At 70.2% G+C, this 14,621-nt stretch carries 14 protein-coding genes and 1 pseudogene; 6 read left to right on the top strand and 9 right to left on the bottom strand.

The window, feature by feature from the left end:
* The first annotated feature begins 18 nt into the window (after positions 1 to 18).
* Positions 19 to 282: a hypothetical protein gene (locus IQ220_RS05805; RefSeq protein WP_228008885.1), complete on the top strand. Its 264-nt coding sequence runs from the start codon at positions 19 to 21 to the stop codon at positions 280 to 282.
* Here IQ220_RS05805 and glnA read toward each other — a convergent pair.
* Positions 270 to 1,687: pseudogene (glnA, locus tag IQ220_RS05800) on the bottom strand (type I glutamate--ammonia ligase). The gene IQ220_RS05805 and the pseudogene glnA sit on opposite strands and share 13 nt — an antisense overlap.
* 208 nt (positions 1,688 to 1,895) lie before the next feature.
* Between glnA and IQ220_RS05795 the strand changes: the two are divergent.
* Both IQ220_RS05795 and IQ220_RS05790 read left to right on the top strand, forming a co-directional pair.
* Entirely contained in the window at positions 1,896 to 2,426 is a 531-nt protein-coding gene (locus IQ220_RS05795) for an allophycocyanin subunit beta (RefSeq protein WP_193913536.1), read from the top strand.
* Between the two features lie 100 nt (positions 2,427 to 2,526).
* Positions 2,527 to 3,720 carry an alanine--glyoxylate aminotransferase family protein gene (locus IQ220_RS05790; protein WP_193913534.1) on the top strand — a complete coding sequence of 398 codons (1,194 nt, stop codon included), beginning with the start codon at positions 2,527 to 2,529 and terminating at the stop codon, positions 3,718 to 3,720.
* Here the strand turns inward: IQ220_RS05790 and IQ220_RS05785 are convergent.
* Complete coding sequence (locus tag IQ220_RS05785; protein ID WP_228008884.1) at positions 3,611 to 4,195, bottom strand: nucleoside deaminase; 585 nt, start codon at positions 4,193 to 4,195, stop codon at positions 3,611 to 3,613. The genes IQ220_RS05790 and IQ220_RS05785 overlap by 110 nt on opposite strands.
* 77 nt (positions 4,196 to 4,272) lie before the next feature.
* On the opposite strand from IQ220_RS05785, the gene IQ220_RS05780 reads away from it, so the two are divergent.
* A complete protein-coding gene (locus tag IQ220_RS05780; RefSeq protein WP_228008883.1) occupies positions 4,273 to 5,712 on the top strand; it encodes a pyridoxal-dependent decarboxylase in 1,440 nt (479 codons plus the stop codon).
* Positions 5,709 to 5,957: a hypothetical protein gene (locus tag IQ220_RS05775; protein ID WP_193913530.1), complete on the top strand. Its 249-nt coding sequence runs from the start codon at positions 5,709 to 5,711 to the stop codon at positions 5,955 to 5,957. The genes IQ220_RS05780 and IQ220_RS05775 overlap by 4 nt, the downstream gene beginning before the upstream one ends.
* Here the strand turns inward: IQ220_RS05775 and IQ220_RS05770 are convergent.
* The 4 genes from IQ220_RS05770 to IQ220_RS05755 are packed head-to-tail and all read right to left on the bottom strand — an operon-like array spanning position 5,893 to position 10,647.
* On the bottom strand, positions 5,893 to 7,455 hold the full coding sequence (locus tag IQ220_RS05770; RefSeq protein ID WP_193913528.1) for a GTP-binding protein: 1,563 nt from the start codon (positions 7,453 to 7,455) through the stop codon (positions 5,893 to 5,895). The two genes, IQ220_RS05775 and IQ220_RS05770, sit on opposite strands and share 65 nt — an antisense overlap.
* Positions 7,456 to 7,458: 3 nt before the next feature.
* The gene (locus IQ220_RS05765) at positions 7,459 to 9,615 is read right to left on the bottom strand and encodes a transglycosylase domain-containing protein (RefSeq protein ID WP_193913526.1); all 2,157 of its coding nucleotides are present in this window, start codon (positions 9,613 to 9,615) and stop codon (positions 7,459 to 7,461) included.
* A complete protein-coding gene (gene lspA, locus IQ220_RS05760) occupies positions 9,608 to 10,075 on the bottom strand; it encodes a signal peptidase II (RefSeq protein ID WP_193913524.1) in 468 nt (155 codons plus the stop codon). Before lspA ends, IQ220_RS05765 begins: the two co-directional genes overlap by 8 nt.
* Entirely contained in the window at positions 10,072 to 10,647 is a 576-nt protein-coding gene (locus IQ220_RS05755) for a biotin transporter BioY (protein ID WP_193814602.1), read from the bottom strand. Before IQ220_RS05755 ends, lspA begins: the two co-directional genes overlap by 4 nt.
* A 101-nt stretch (positions 10,648 to 10,748) precedes the next feature.
* Here IQ220_RS05755 and IQ220_RS05750 point away from each other — a divergent pair, with 101 nt between their 5' ends.
* Complete coding sequence (locus IQ220_RS05750) at positions 10,749 to 11,051, top strand: NAD(P)H dehydrogenase assembly family protein (protein WP_186699801.1); 303 nt, start codon at positions 10,749 to 10,751, stop codon at positions 11,049 to 11,051.
* A 30-nt stretch (positions 11,052 to 11,081) separates the two neighbouring features.
* Here the strand turns inward: IQ220_RS05750 and IQ220_RS05745 are convergent, their stop codons facing one another.
* The 3 genes from IQ220_RS05745 to IQ220_RS05735 are packed head-to-tail and all read right to left on the bottom strand — an operon-like array spanning position 11,082 to position 14,606.
* The gene (locus tag IQ220_RS05745) at positions 11,082 to 11,972 is read right to left on the bottom strand and encodes a ferritin-like domain-containing protein (protein WP_186699799.1); all 891 of its coding nucleotides are present in this window, start codon (positions 11,970 to 11,972) and stop codon (positions 11,082 to 11,084) included.
* A gap of 25 nt (positions 11,973 to 11,997) precedes the next feature.
* Positions 11,998 to 13,308: a pitrilysin family protein gene (locus IQ220_RS05740; RefSeq protein WP_193913522.1), complete on the bottom strand. Its 1,311-nt coding sequence runs from the start codon at positions 13,306 to 13,308 to the stop codon at positions 11,998 to 12,000.
* Positions 13,305 to 14,606, bottom strand: coding sequence for a pitrilysin family protein (locus IQ220_RS05735; RefSeq protein ID WP_193913520.1), 1,302 nt, complete (start codon positions 14,604 to 14,606; stop codon positions 13,305 to 13,307). The genes IQ220_RS05740 and IQ220_RS05735 overlap by 4 nt, the downstream gene beginning before the upstream one ends.
* Between the last annotated feature and the right edge of the window lie 15 nt (positions 14,607 to 14,621).

The raw sequence follows: 14,621 nt of genomic DNA, 5'->3' as shown, positions 1-14,621 counted from the left end.
AACGCCCCAAGAGATGTCATGGCTGCCCGTCCCCTGCCGATCCCGCTGCCACTGAGCACGCCTGGCGGGCCCCGACCCGATCCCACCTTCCTGGCCTGGGCCCAGCAGCACAGCCGCGAACGGCGTCGCCATGACGCCGAGCTGGCCCAGATCAGCCGCCATCCCGAGCTCAACCCCACCGCTGATGCGGCGCATCAGCTCAGGGCCTGGGCCACCCGCCACGCCCATCAGAAGCATCTGCACGACAGCGCCCTGGCCCAGATCCGCCCTCACGCGTCGTAGTACATCACGAACTCGTGGGGATGGGGCCGCTGGCGCAGCTGCTGCACCTCCTCGTATTTGAGATCGATCCAGTTGCTGAGGAAGTCGGCGCTGAACACGCCACCCTCCATCAGGTAGTGCTTGTCGGCATCGAGGGCTTCGAGCGCCCCATTCAGGGAGGCCGGCACCGTGGAGATCCGCGCCAGCTCCTCAGCGCTGAGCTCGAACAGGTCCAGGTCGGTGCCGTCGCCGGGGTCGATCTGGTTCTTGATACCGTCGATGCCGGCCATCAACATCGCCGCAAAGCCCAGGTAGGGATTGGAGAGGGCATCGCCGGAGCGGAACTCCAGGCGCTTGGCCCTGGGGCTCGGGCCGGTCAGCGGAATCCGCACGGCTGCTGAGCGGTTGCCCTGGGAATAGACCAGGTTCACCGGTGCCTCGAAACCGGGCACCAGACGCTTGTAGCTGTTGGTGGTGGGATTGGTGAAGGCGAGGAAACTGGGGGCGTGCTTCAGCAGGCCACCGATGTACCAGCGGGCCGTCTGGGAGAGGTTGGCGTAGGTGCCTTCACCGAAGAACAGGGGATCGCCTCCCTTCCAGAGGCTCTGGTGCACATGCATGCCGCTGCCGTTGTCGGCGAACACCGGTTTGGGCATGAAGGTGGCTGTCTTGCCGTATTTCTTGGCAACGTTGCGCACCACGTACTTGTAGATCATCACGTTGTCCGCGGCACGGATCAACTCGGCGAACTTCATGCCGAGCTCGTGCTGCGCCGTGGCCACCTCATGGTGCTGTTTCTCGATCGGCACCCCCAGACTGGCCATGGTGAGCAGCATTTCGCTGCGCATGTCCTGCATCGTGTCGTTGGGACCAACCGGGAAGTAACCCTCTTTCAGGGCGATTTTGTAGGCCAGGTTGCCCCCTTCCTCCTGACGGCCACTGTTCCAGGGAGCCTCGATCGAATCGACGCTGTAGAAGCTGCTGCCGTTGCCGGAGTTGAAGCGCACATCGTCGAACACGAAGAACTCCGGCTCGGGCCCGAAGTAGGCCATGTCGCGATGCCGGTGGAGCCCAGATACTCGAGCGCCTTCTGGGCCAGGGCGCGCGGGCAGCGCCCGTAGGGCTCACCGCTGCGCGGCTCCTGGATCGAGCAGATCAGGCTGAGGGTCTTGTGGCTGTAGAAGGGGTCGATCCAGGCCGTGGCCGGGTCAGGCACCATCGCCATGTCCGACTCATTGATGGCCTTCCAGCCGCGGATGGATGAGCCGTCGAATGCCACCCCACTGGTGAAGGCGTCCTCGTCGATCAGATCCCTGTGGACTGTGAGGTGTTGCCACTTGCCATGCAGGTCAACGAACTTGAGGTCGATCAACTCAATGCCGTCGTCCTGGATCTGACGCAGGACGTCCTGAGCGGTTTTGGCCATGGAGCAATGCAGGGGTGGTGCCGGCCCTTGGCGGCGTGGCCGGAAGGTAGGGAGCCCGCCAACCGTCAACCTGTAGCGCTTGCTACCGAAGTTCCAGGCCTGCTTGCGTAACTGTTTCTCTCAGATCGGCCAGATCGCGCCCTGCGCCTGGGTTCTGGCCAGTCATGAGTGCTAGCTTCCGCCGCAGGTGCGTCGAACTTTTCGAACCATGCGCGATGCCATCACCGGTCTGATCGGCCGCTACGACCAGCTGGGCCGCTACCTCGACCGGGATGCGATCGATCGCATCAATGCCTACTTCGCCGAATCGGCCCTGCGGCTGCGGGCCGTGGAGCTGATCAACCGCGAGGCCGCCGCCATCGTGCGCGAGGCCTCCCAGCGGCTCTGGCTCGATGACCCCGAGCTGATCCTGCCCGGTGGCAACGCCTACACCACCCGCCGCCTCTCGGCCTGCCTGCGGGACATGGACTATTTCCTGCGCTACGCCAGCTATGCCCTGGTGGCCGCTGATGCCTCGATCCTCAACGAGCGGGTGCTCAACGGCCTCGACGACACCTACAAGAGCCTCGGGGTGCCTACCGGCCCCACGGTGCGCAGCATTGCGCTGATGGGCGATGTGGTGTGCGAGCTGCTGGCCGCCGAAGCCAACGCTGACCCCTCGGCCCTGGCCGCCGTGGTGCGCCCGCCCTTCGAGCACCTCTGCCGTGGGCTGGGTGCCAGCAACGTGCGCGCCCGCTGAATCCTCCCGACATCCTCCTGACGGTTGGCCTGCGGTGGTGCTTCGTAGGCTGACTGTCAGGATCTGAGTCCGAACGTTCCCCTTTTCCTCCCCCGGCCCCTTGTCTGCGCTGCCCTCCGTCAACAACTCCCATCGCCGTGCGCTCGGGCCCATTGCCACGCCCGATCGTCTGTTGCTTGGCCCAGGGCCCTCCAATGCCCACCCCACGGTGCTGCAGGCCCTGGCCCGTACGCCGATCGGCCACCTCGATCCGCTGTACGTGGAGCTGATGGGTGAGGTGCAGGAGCTGCTGCGCTACGCCTGGCAGACCGACAACCGGCTCACCATCCCCATGAGCGGCACGGGCAGCGCCGCGATGGAGGCCACCCTGGCCAACACCCTCGAGCCGGGTGACAAGGTGCTGGTGGCCGTGAAGGGCTACTTCGGCCTGCGGCTGGTGGACATGGCCAGTCGCTACCGCGCCGAGGTGGTGACCATCGAGCGGCCCTGGGGTGAGGCCTTCACCTACGAGGAGATCGAGGCGGCCGTGAAGCTGCACAGGCCGGCGGTGCTGGCCATGGTGCATGCCGAGACCTCCACGGGCATCTGCCAGCCGATGGATGGCATCGGCGACCTCTGCCGTTCCCACGACTGCCTGCTGCTGCTGGACACGGTCACTTCGCTTGGTGCCGTGCCCGTGTACCTCGATGACTGGAAGGTGGATCTGGCCTACAGCTGCAGCCAGAAGGGTCTCAGCTGCCCTCCCGGGCTGGGTCCGTTCACAATGGGGCCCCGGGCTGAAGCCAAGATGGCAGCCCGCCAGGGCAAGGTGCCCAACTGGTATCTCGATGTCACCCTGCTGAACCGCTACTGGGGCAGCGACCGGGTGTATCACCACACCGCTCCGGTGAACATGAACTTCGGCATGCGGGAGGCCCTGCGGCTGCTGGCCGAGGAGGGGCTGGAGCAGGCCTGGGCCCGCCACCGCCGCAACGCCGAGCGGCTCTGGGCCGGCCTGGAAGATCTGGGCCTCTCCCTGCATGCCCCTGAGCACCTGCGTCTGCCCACCCTCACCACGGTGCGCATCCCCGAGGGCGTGGATGGCAAGGCCTTCTGCCTGCACCTGCTCAACGCCCATGGCATCGAGGTCGGTGGTGGTCTCGGTGCCCTGGCCGGCAAGGTGTGGCGGATCGGGCTGATGGGCTTCAACAGTCAGCCGGAAAACGTGGATCGCCTGCTGGAGCTGTTCCGCACCGAACTGCCAGCCTTCCATCCTGGTGCGGCATCTGATCGGCCGGCTGCCGTCGCTGTCTGAACCAGCGCCGCAGCTGGCGGCCGGCAGCTTCGGCCTCCACGCCGGCCACCACGCGCATGTGGTGGTGGGCGCTCGGATGGCGCACCAGATCCAGGGCTCCTCCCACCCCACCGCGCTTGGGGTCCGGGGCGGCGTACACCAGGGTGCCGAGGCGGGCCTGCACCAGGGCTCCGGCACACATGGGGCAGGGCTCGAGGGTCACCAGCAGGGTGCACTGGTTCATTCGCCAATCGCCCAGCAGGCGGCTGGCCTGGGCAATCGCCACCAGCTCCGCATGGCCGAGGGGATCCTGGCGGTGGTGGCGGCGGTTGCCCCCCCAGCCGATGCAACGGCCGCCGGCATCGAGCACCACCGCCGCCACCGGAATTTCGCCGCTGGCCCCGAGGCGGCCGGCGCAGCGCAGCAGGCGCTCCATCCAGAAGCTGTAGTGCACCCGCATGTCGCCGGGGGCGTCGTGGCTGGCGCTGCTGGCCATTGCTGCTCCCGCAGGCCCTGGTTGCTTGTGGCTCCGCGAGCCTGCAGGTGAGAATGGCACGATCCGATCGTCCGCCGTTGGCTAGCGCGCCACCAGCCCCGAGGGCGATTCCGCCCCTGCCCTTCGCCAGCCCGCACCAGCTCGATCAGCGCCTGCAGGAGTTTCTGGAGCAGGCCTCGCAGCAGTTGTGCGCCTGGCTGGCCAGTGCGTCCAGCCGAGGGCCCCTGCCGGCGCTGAGCGTGCTGCCCGGCGTCGAACCCGAGCAGGGCGGTCTGGCGAACGCGCGGCTGCTGGCCGATCTTCAGCTGGTGATGGACGGCGCCTACAACCCTGCCCACCCCGGCGCCCTGGCCCACCTCGATCCGCCGCCCCTGCCCGCCTCGATCGCGGCCGACCTGATCTGCGCCGGCCTCAACAACAACCTGCTGGCCGAGGAGCTCTCCCCCAGCCTGTCTCGCCTGGAGCGCCACCTGGCCTCCTGGCTCGCCGAGCAGCTGGGCCTCGGCCCCGGCAGTGGTGGCGTGGCGGCCAGCGGCGGCACCCTGGCCAACCTGATGGCCCTGGTCACCGCGCGCCAGCAGGCTGGCCTCGGCTGCCGCGCTGATGCTGTGGTGGTGGCCAGTGCCGATGGCCATGTGTCCCTCAACAAGGCGCTCACCGTGATGGGCCTGCCGCCGGCGGCCCTGTGGGCCGTGCCCACGGCCGCCGACGGCGGCATGGACCCCGCCGCCCTCGATCACACCCTGCAGCACCTGGCGGCCCAGGGGATCCCGGTGATCGCCGTGGTGGCCACCGCCGGCACCACCGTGCGCGGCAGCGTCGATCCCCTGGCCCGCAGTGCGGCGCTCTGCCGCCGCCACGGCCACTGGCTGCACGTGGATGGGGCGATCGGAGCCGTGTTCGGCCTCAGCCCCCGCCATCGGCACCGGGTGGAGGGGCTGGCGCTGGCGGATTCCGTCACGATCAACCCCCAGAAGCTGCTCGGCATCACCAAGACCTCCTCCCTTTTGCTGCTGCGCCGGCCCGAGGCCCTTGAGCAGGCCTTCGGCACCGGCCTGCCCTACATGGAGCCGAGCTGGGGCGGCGGCCACGGCGGCGAGTGCGGCCTGCAGGGCACCCGCCCCGCCGACGTGCTCAAGCTCTGGCTGGGCCTGCGGCAACTGGGCCTCGACGGCATCGAGGCGGTTCTGGACGGCGCGATCCAGCGCCGCCGGCAGCTGGTGGAACTGCTGGGCAGCCTTCCCGCCCTGGAGCTGCTGCAGGGGAGGTTTCACCTGCTGGCCTTCACGCTGCGCGGCGCTGAGGCCAGCGCGGCCGAGACCTGGAGCCTCACCACGCGGCACCGGCTGCTGGAGCAGCAGCTGATGCTGTCGCGGCCCCTGCACGGCGGTCGCCATCACCTCAAGGCCGTGCTGGGCAACCCCCACACCACTGGGGCTGAGCTGCAGCGGCTCAGGGCCGTGGTGGCCGCCTCCCTGCCGGCCTGTTCGGGCCACCTGTCGCGGACCAGCCGATGACCCCTGACCCCAGTCCGCGCTCCAAGTGGGTGGCGATCATCACCGGGGCGATCTCGATCCTGGTGGCCGTGCTCTACCTGGGCCTGATCCTGGTGCTCGACAGCCGGGGCCCCTTGCAGCCGCCCCCGCCGGAGGCCCTGGGGTTAGGCAGCGTCGGCGCTTCGAGGCCGGCCGCCAGCCTCACGCCCCGGGTCTGGGGGGCAACTGCCGCTCCTGCTGCCGCAGGGGTTCCACCACACGCCTGAAGGCCTCGGCCAGGAAGCGGCGCAGGTCGCCGTCGCGACGGCCCAGGTCGTAGTGGCGCTGCACCACCTCCTGCATGCCGCCGTCGCCCCAGTCCTGGTCCCGCTCGAAGTAGGTGATGAAACTCTGGCCGGCCACCCGCGTCAGCCAGGCCGCACTCACCGCCTGGATCGCCCGGCTCACCACCAGGGCCGGCAGCGACAGGCTCAGGGCCGCACTCACCAGGCTCACGCCCCCCTTCACCAGCCCCAGGCCCGCCAGGGTGCGGCCCACCGACAGGGCCAGCTCCTGGGCGTTCTGGCGGCTGAGGTTCACCCCGTAGACCTTGGCGATCTCCACCACCATCTGGGCATTCACGGCCGCCGCGCCGAGCAGATCGACTCCCGGCAGGGGCGTCACCGCCAGCACCGCGGCACCGATCCAGCTGTAACGCTCCACCACGGCGTCGGCATCAGCCCGCCGCTGTTCTGCCAGCAGCTGGCGACTGGCCTCGCCCAGCTGCCGGCACTGCAGCAGCAGGTTGTCGGCAATCAGCTCCTCCCCCTCGGCGTGGAGCAAGGCGGCGAGCCGCCGCAACAGGGCCGCCACCTCCGGGGCGGGCTGCAGCGGCCGTCCCCCTGGCATCGGCACGCTCTGGGGAGCAGCGCTGGCCGGCAGCACATCCTCTGGCGCGAGCAGGGCGCTGCAGCGGCGGCGCAGCAGGGCCAGCAGGCGCTGCTCCTCCTGCTCGCCGCGCAAATCGCACTTGTTGAGCACCAGCAACAGGCGCTTGCCCAGGCCGGCCAGGGTTTCCAGCACCTGGAACTCCGTGGCCCGCAGGTCGCCATCCACCAGCAGCAGCAGCAGATCGGCGCGGCTGGCCTGGGTCCGGGCCAGCCGCTCGCGTTGCTGGCCGGCATCCCCCGCTTCGAGGATCCCGGGGGTGTCCACGAGCCACACGGCCCGCCGCAGGCCCTTCAGGCGCAGCCGGTAACGGCTGCTGCGCTCGGTGACCCCCATCGGCGCCCCCACCTCCCCCACCAGCTGCCGCAACAGGGCCCGGATCAGGGAGGTCTTGCCGCAGGAGCCGCTGCCGAACACCACGATCACCAGGTCTCCCCGCTCCAGCTCAGCGGCCATGCGCTGTTGACGCTCCTGGAGGGCCTGGCGCTCCACCGCGTCGCGCACACGCTCGAGGGTCTGATCGATTGCTTCCAGCTGGCGGGCTGCGGCTTCGCGGCGGTTGCCCGGCGGCTCAGCAGGGGGGCGGGCGCCGGCGGCCTGACCGGGCCCGCGAGCCCCGCCCCGGCCCAGCCCCCTCAGCCAGGGCCAGGCCAGCTGCGCCAGCAGCAGGGCCAGCGCCAGCAGCAGCAGGGCCACCACCGGCCCCACCAGGCCGTAGGGCAGCACGGCACTCAGCTGCCACACCAGCTGGTTGATGGCCTGCAGCACCACCCCCACCACCACCAGCGCCAGCAGCAGCAGGCCGGCGGCGATCCAGAGGCGGGTGCGCTGTTTCACCGTTCAGGAGGTGGCGCGCAGGATCTCGGCCCACAGCCCGGCAGCCAGGGCACTGGAGCCCCGGGTGGGACTGTTGTCGTCGTTGCCCAGCCACACGCCCACCACCCAGTGGCGCTCGGGAGCGATCCCGATGAACACCAGATCGCGGTTCTCGTTGCTGGTGCCCGTTTTGCCGCCTTCTAGGCCCCCGAGCCGCGCTGCCCGCCCGGTGCCGCTGGTCACCACGGCCCGCAGCAGCTGCTGCATGGAGCGCGCTGTCTTCTCGCTCACCACCCGCCGGCCTGGAGCGGTGCTGGCCGCGCTCTCGGCCGCCTCGCGGCGGCAACTGGCGGGATCCTTGCCCCGGCAGGTCTCGGCGTCCACGAGCCGCTTGATCGTGCTGGGGGCGTGCCAGGTGCCGTCATTGGCCACGGCGCCATAGGCGGAGGTGAGCTCCAGCAGGGTCACTTCGCTCTGGCCCAGGGCCAGGCCCGGGATGGGGCTGAGGGGGCTGGTGACGCCCAGATCCCGGGCCTGCTGCACGACGGCTTCGAGGCCCACCTTCTGGGCGGTGCGCAGGGCGGCGGTGTTGCTGCTGCGGGCGAAGGCGCTCAGCAGGCTGAGCTTGCCGCTGCAGTCGCTGCTGAAGGTCTGGCCACGCCAGCGCAGGGGCCCGCAGTTCACCCCATCGCCGGGTCCGGCGCCCCGCTCCAGAGCCGCCAGGTAGGGGAACAGCTTGAAGGTGCTGCCCTGGGAGCGCTGGGCCATCGAGGCCCGGTTGTACTGGCTCTGCTGGTAGTCGCGGCCGCCGGCGATCGCCACGATGCCACCGTTGCGCACATCGAGCACCACCACGGCACCCTCGCTCACATTGAGGCCACGACTGCTGTTCAGCCGCTGCCGCAGCACCCGCTCCACCTGCTCCTGGACGCCTGGATCGAGGTGGGTCTCGATCAGAAAATTGCCCTCGGCCGCCACGGCCGGACCCACCAGGCCCTGCAGGTCGCGGCGCACCTGATCGGTGTAGAAGGGCGCACCGCGCCGCTCGGCGGCCCGCTTGCAGGCCTCGGGCGCCACCTGCACCGGGCTGCGGCGGGCGGAGCGGCCGGCATCCGCACCGAGGCGGCCGGAGTCCACCATTTTGCGCAGCACCGCGTTGCGGGATTCCAGGGCGGCCTGGGGCGCCACACAGGGGTCATAGCCATTCGGCGAGGGCAACAGGCCCACCAGCAGGGCCGCTTCCTGCAGCTCCAGCTCGGCGGCGGGCTTGCCGAAGAAGTGCCGCGAGGCATCCTCAAAGCCCCAGCCCACGCCCAGATACACCCGGTTGAGGTAGCTGAGCAGCAGGTCGTGCTTGCTGAACAGGGCCTCCAGCTGCAGCGCCACCAGCAGCTCCCGCCACTTGCGCCCCAGGGTCTCCCCCTGGCCCACCTGGTCGGGATAGAGGCTGCGGGCCAGCTGCTGGGTCAGGGTGCTGCCCCCCTCCAGCACCCGGCCGCCGGCGAGGTTCGTCACCAGGGCCCGGGCCGTGCCCACCGGGTCCACGCCGGGGTGCCACCAGAAGCGAGCGTCCTCACTGGCGAGCAGGGCGTCCATGAGCACCGGCGGGTAGTCGCCCAGCTTGGCCAGCTCGCGGTGCTCCAGGCCCTGCACCGAGTTGATCGGCTTGCCCTGCCGGTCGTAGAGGGCCAGGGGCCCCCTCACCGTGGCCAGGCTGCCGCGGATCGGCCCCTGGGCCACGGACAGCGCCAGCAGTGCCAGGCCGCCGCTGGCCACTGCCGCCAGGCCGAGGGCCAGGCCCCGCAGCAGGCGCTGGGAGCGGGGTTGGGGGCGGCGCTGGAAGTCCAGCTCGGGCAGGCCTGGTTGGTGGGTGGGGCCGAACCGCACCGTGTCGCCATCGCGCAGCAGCAGGTGCTGGATGCGGCGGTTGCGCCACCACAAGCCGTTGGTGGAGCCGTTGTCGGAGAGCAGCCAGGCGCCGCCGCGCTGCTCCAGCAAGGCGTGCTGACGGCTCACCGCCGTGTGCTCAATCGGAATCTGGCCGTCGGCATCGCGGCCGATCCGGTAGGCCCCGCTCTGGATCGTCACCGTCCGGCTGGGCAGGCCAGGCACATGGATCTCCACCTGGCACTGGCCGGGTTGGCGCCAGCGGCGCCAGCGCCGGCGCAGGGTTTCAAGCACGCCGCGACCCCCTGTCGCCCAGCAGATCGATGGCCAGGCAGAGCACGGCCAGGTTGATGGCGATGTCAGCCAGGTTGAACACCGGAAAATTGATCGGCACCAGGGCGAGGAAGTCCACCACGGCCCCCAGCCGCCAGCGGTCGATGCCGTTGCCGACGGCGCCGCCCAGCAGAAAGCCGAGGGCCAGGCTGCGGGACAGTCGCATCGTCCCCTGGCGGGCGATCGCCACCACCAGGCCTGCTGCCACCGCCAGGCTGATCACGCCGAGGGCCTGGGTGGCGCCGCTGAACAGGCTGAAGGCCGCCCCCGTGTTCCAGGTGAGCAGCAGCTCCAGCAGCCCGGGCAGGAACGGGCGGGGCAGGCCGGGCTGCAGGGCCTGCTGGGCCCAGGCCTTGCTGGTCTGGTCGGCCAGCACCACCGCGGCCGCCAGCAGGTAGCTGATCCTCTGCAGGCGGCTCATGAGGGCACCAGCAGCAACTTGCGCAGGGCCACCGCCGCGGTGGCCACGGCACAGCACAGCAGCAGCTGGCTCAGCAGCGGCCCCACCGAGAAGCTCATCAGCAGCGGCAGCACGCCGCCGGGCCAGCGCCCGGCCAACGCACCGATCAGCAGGTTGAGGGCACCGCACACCTGAATCACTCCCACTCCCACCGCGCTGGCCAGGGTGAGGTTGAGCAGGTCGCCCATGCCGCGCTGCCGGGCCAGCCGGCCCGTGAGCCAGGCGGCGGGCACGAAGCCGGCCAGGTAGCCGAAGCCCGGATCCAGCAGATAGGCGCTGCCACCGCCGCCCTGAAACACCGGCAGCTGGAACAGCCCCAGGGTGAGGTAGGCCAGGGCGGCCAGCAGGCCGCTGCGGGGGCCGCAGACCACCGCCGTGAGCAGCAGGGCCGGCACCTGCAGCGTGATCGGCAGGGCCGTGAGGGCCCACTGCCCCTGGCCCACCGGAAGGGGCACGGCCGCCTGGATCAGGCCCCCCACCAGGATCAGCAACAGGCCTGCAACCGCTCCACTCCAGTTCGCCAGGGCCCGCAAATCGTCCAGGAATGGTGTGGCCCCAGTCTGCCGCGCCGTGGACACGCTGCCAGGGCACCATGATGACCAGGCCCGTCTGGGCGCACTGCCGGCGCCGCACCATGACCAGCACCCCCCAGCCAGAGCAGCAGCCGAGCCAGGAGCCCCAGTCAAGCCTGGAACCGGTTGAGCCGGCCTGGGCGATCGGCGCTGCAGTGTGCCTGCAGCACACTCCCCGCTATCTCAAGACTGCGGACCCCATGCCGATGCTGCGCCCCCCCGACCTGGTGGATCTGAATGAGGTGGGCACCGTGGTGGGCCAGCGCTCGATGGGGCAGCTGGCGGTGCGCTTCCGGCGCGGCACATTTCTGATCGCGGCCGCAGCTCTCGTGGCTGCCCCTGATGGCCAGCCCGCGAGCCCCTGAGTCCTGGCGTTTGGCCTGAGCGGCCCTGCTTCAGCCAGCCTTGCTGGCGCTGGGCCGCAGATTCTGCAGGCCGCTCAGGAACATCGGCACGAAGCGATCGAAGAACTGCTCCGGTTCCTGCTCCCAGACGCGCTTGGCCGCCAGGAAGCGGGACTTCTGCAGGTCAGGAGCCAGCAGGGTCTGGGGCAGGCGCTCCAGCAGGTAGGCGGGCCGTTGCCAGGCAGGGATGGTGCCGGCGATCTCCACCAGGTTGGAGAGGCGCCGCAGTTCGGCACCTGCGGTGATGTCCATGCCGGCGGCGTAGGCGGCGTGCTCAATCAGGGAATAGCGGTGCTTGGCCTCATCCACCCTGGCCCGATCGGCGGGGCTGCGGCTGGCAATGGCGTTGAGCCAGCGGTTGCCCCAGCGCACGTGGCCGGCTTCTTCCGGCAGGATTTTCTCCAGGGTTTCCCGGATCCTGGTGTTCTCCTCGCTGGCCGGGGCGCTCTTCAGGGCGTGAATGTGGGCCGAGAAGGTCTGGCAGCCGCGCTTTTCCGTGGCATTGATGGAGGCCAGGGCAGCCACGACGCCCTCGTCCTTGCGCCCGTCCGATGCGGAGCTGTCCAGCAGCCGGTTCAGTTCATCGATGTAGGAGGACGTGGGTGGATTGCCGATCGGCACATCCATCTCGAAGAGCAGGTCGGTGAGCCAGGCCGCGTGGCGGGCCTCATCGTTGACGTGGTGGGAGAGATCGCGCACCAGTTCGGCCGGCTCACCGTCAAGCAGCTCGATCAGGCTGGTGAGCTCCAGGCAGGAGCGCTGTTCGTTGAAGCGGTAGCCATTCAGAAACAGCACCTGAAGTTCGCGCTTCTGCACCACCTGAGCCATCACGTCCCGGGCGCTGAGATTGTTCGAGAGCTTCCGGGGATAGGTGACAGGCATTGCTGGCCAGAATCGTGGGATGACGTTAACGACTCCCTGAAGTCGCCGGCGGCAGCGCTGCCCTGCTGCTCCAGGAGCTCCACACGGCCTCGGCCGCCGCCACCGCCGTTGCCGCACCACACAGGCTGAGGCTGGGCTCAGCCAGATGGCGCCGCGCGGCAGCCAGCAGGTCATCGGCGCTGAGCTGCTCTGCCGCCAGCAGGGAGCGGGCGACGTAGCCGTCGCCCAGGCCATGGCCCATCACCAGCGCCTGACGATCGGCGATCTGGCCGCAGGTCTGGCGGCCCATGGCGTCCTGCCCCCGGAACTTGGCCCTGGCCAGGCTGAGTTCCGCGGTGCTGAGGGGCGTTTCCAGCTGGCGCTGCCACTCCTCCAGCAACGCGGCCATCGCTTCCCCAGCCCGCTCAGTGGAGCTGGAGCAGTGCCACACGAAGGGGCTCGGGCCGCAGCGGGCCGGCAGGTGCACGCCCACGTCGTAGGCCAGGCCCCGTTCCTCCCGCATCACCACAAAAAGTCGACTCGACATGCCGAGGCCGAAGTGGGCCTGCAGCAGGCGCAGGGCCAGGGCGTCCGGGTGGCCCAGAGGCACTGTCGCCGCCCCGAGCATCACCACCACCTGCTCGGTGTCCTGGCACAGCAGCACGGGATCCACTCCGGTCCCCGCCGCCGTCGTCGGCTGGGGCACGGGCAGGGCTGTCTGCCACGGTGTCAGGCCCAGCTGGCGGTTGAGCTGGCCCTGCAGATCGGCCGCCGCCGGCAGGTCGCCGCAGACGGCCAGCAGGGCTCCCTGGCGGCCGAGGTCGTCCACCAGGGGGGCCAGGGCGGCGGCCGTGAGTTGCTCGAGCTCGGCTTCCACCCCGAGCGGATCGTGGCCGTAGGGGCCGCTGGCGTAGAGGAGCTCCCGCAGCCCGTCATGGGCGAGCTGGAAGGGGTCCTCCCTCTGGCGTTGCAGGCTCTGCAGGTTGAGTTGCCGTTCCAGCTGAACCTGCTCCGGGGCAAGGCCGGGCTCGCGTGCCATCGCCAGCAGCAGCGGCAGCAGTTCCGAGGCATCGTCACTGGCGCACTTGAGGCTGATCACCAGGGCGTCCTCATGGGCCTCACAGCGCAGGGCGGCGCCGCGGCCCTCCACCAGGTCGGCGAGCTGTTCAGCTGTGAGAGCTCCGCAGCCACGGGTCATCACCCCAGCCAGGAGCTGCATGGCGCCCCGGCCGCCAACGGGATCGCGGCTGCTGCCTCCCCGGATCCAGAGCCGGGCTGCCACCAGACCCACGCCCGGTCGTTGCTGCAGCAGCAGCGGAAGGCCGCCAGCGAGCGACAGGCAGGTCCAGCTGCTCATGCGGGCACCGCCTCAAGCACACAGGCCAGGGCGGGATCGAGCAGGGGCACCAGCTGTCGCTGCAGGGCGTCCGCGGTCCAATCGTGCAGATGCTCCAGAGGCAGCCCCAGCTCCTGAGGCCGCCCCCAGAGCAGGTTGTTGCCGATGGTGCCGGCCACCCCAGCGGGTGACTCCAGCGAAAAGCGGTAGCCGTTGGCCACCAGGTGCAGGGCCCGCTGCCACTCCGGCTCGCCGATCGCCTCCTGCTGCAGCTGCAGCCAGGCTGCGTCGATGGCCTGACGCACCGCGCCGAGATCCTCGGGTTCGCAGATGGCCTCCAGCAGGGCGAAGCTGCCGCACTCCATCACGTGCAGATCGAGGTCGATGCTCTCCACCAGCTGCAGCTCCTCCCGAAGCAGGGCCACGAGCCGGCTGCGGCGGCCTTCCGCCAGCAGGGTGGTGAGCAGATCCGCTCCCATCACGGCGGCGAGGTCGCTGGCGGGAGGCAGGGCCCAGAGCATCAGCAGCCGGGCGGCTTCCAGCCGGGGCAGGGCCAGCCGGTGCGTGCCCGGCACCACGCCCATGGGCGAGCGGCGCGGCGGCTCATCCCGCCGGGGCAGGCCGGCCAGGGGGCTGGCGCCGATGCGGCTCTCCAGTGCTGGTGCGAGGCTCTCCAGGGCGCCGGCCACAGCGAGCACGCAGCGCTCAGCGCCGTACAGGCGCTTCTGGAAGGACGCCATGGCGGCAGGCGTGTGGGCCAGCAGGGCCTGGCGTTCCCCCAGGATCGGCGCGCCGTAGGCGTGGCTGCCGCAACCCAGCCGCAGCAGCCGCTGCAGGGCCACATCGTCCGGCTGGTCCTCGCTCTGGGCCAGCTCCTCGAGCACCACCTGGCGCTCCATCTGAAAGGGCTCGTCCACCAGGGCGGGCTCGAGCACCAGATCCAGCAGCAGATCCAGGGCCTCAAGGGCGGCCTCCGGGGGGATCAGCACGTGGTAGTGCACATCGTCGAAGCCCGTGGCCGCATTGCTGCTGCCGCCCAGGGCCTCGATCCGCCCATCGAATTCGCCTGGCCCCAGCCGCGCACTGCCCTTGAACACCATGTGCTCCAGGAAGTGGGCCAGACCGCTCTCGCCCGACTCCTCGAACACGCTGCCGGCCCGGCACCAGAAGTCGAGGCACACCAGGGGACTGTCAGCCAGGGGCAGCAGCACACTGCGGGCGCGGTTCGGCAGGGTGTGGATGTGCGGTGACGCCAGGCCTGGCAGCAGAACGGGGGTGGAAGCCAGGGGCAAGGCGAAGGGACGTGGCAGGATCTGCATTCTGCTGACTGGGGA

It is taken from the genome of Cyanobium sp. LEGE 06113, from assembly GCF_015207615.1.
This window is presented reverse-complemented; position numbering and strand designations above follow the sequence as displayed.

What these genes read in the sequence shown, in the direction of transcription:
- IQ220_RS05805 (WP_228008885.1), top strand. Translation starts at nt 19, where the DNA reads ATGGCTGCCCGTCCCCTGCCGATCCCGCTGCCACTGAGCACGCCTGGC.
- IQ220_RS05795 (WP_193913536.1), top strand. Translation starts at nt 1,896, where the DNA reads ATGCGCGATGCCATCACCGGTCTGATCGGCCGCTACGACCAGCTGGGC.
- IQ220_RS05785 (WP_228008884.1), bottom strand. Translation starts at nt 4,195, where the DNA reads ATGGCCAGCAGCGCCAGCCACGACGCCCCCGGCGACATGCGGGTGCAC.
- IQ220_RS05775 (WP_193913530.1), top strand. Translation starts at nt 5,709, where the DNA reads ATGACCCCTGACCCCAGTCCGCGCTCCAAGTGGGTGGCGATCATCACC.
- lspA (WP_193913524.1), bottom strand. Translation starts at nt 10,075, where the DNA reads ATGAGCCGCCTGCAGAGGATCAGCTACCTGCTGGCGGCCGCGGTGGTG.
- IQ220_RS05750 (WP_186699801.1), top strand. Translation starts at nt 10,749, where the DNA reads ATGACCAGCACCCCCCAGCCAGAGCAGCAGCCGAGCCAGGAGCCCCAG.
- IQ220_RS05745 (WP_186699799.1), bottom strand. Translation starts at nt 11,972, where the DNA reads ATGCCTGTCACCTATCCCCGGAAGCTCTCGAACAATCTCAGCGCCCGG.
- IQ220_RS05740 (WP_193913522.1), bottom strand. Translation starts at nt 13,308, where the DNA reads ATGAGCAGCTGGACCTGCCTGTCGCTCGCTGGCGGCCTTCCGCTGCTG.
- IQ220_RS05735 (WP_193913520.1), bottom strand. Translation starts at nt 14,606, where the DNA reads ATGCAGATCCTGCCACGTCCCTTCGCCTTGCCCCTGGCTTCCACCCCC.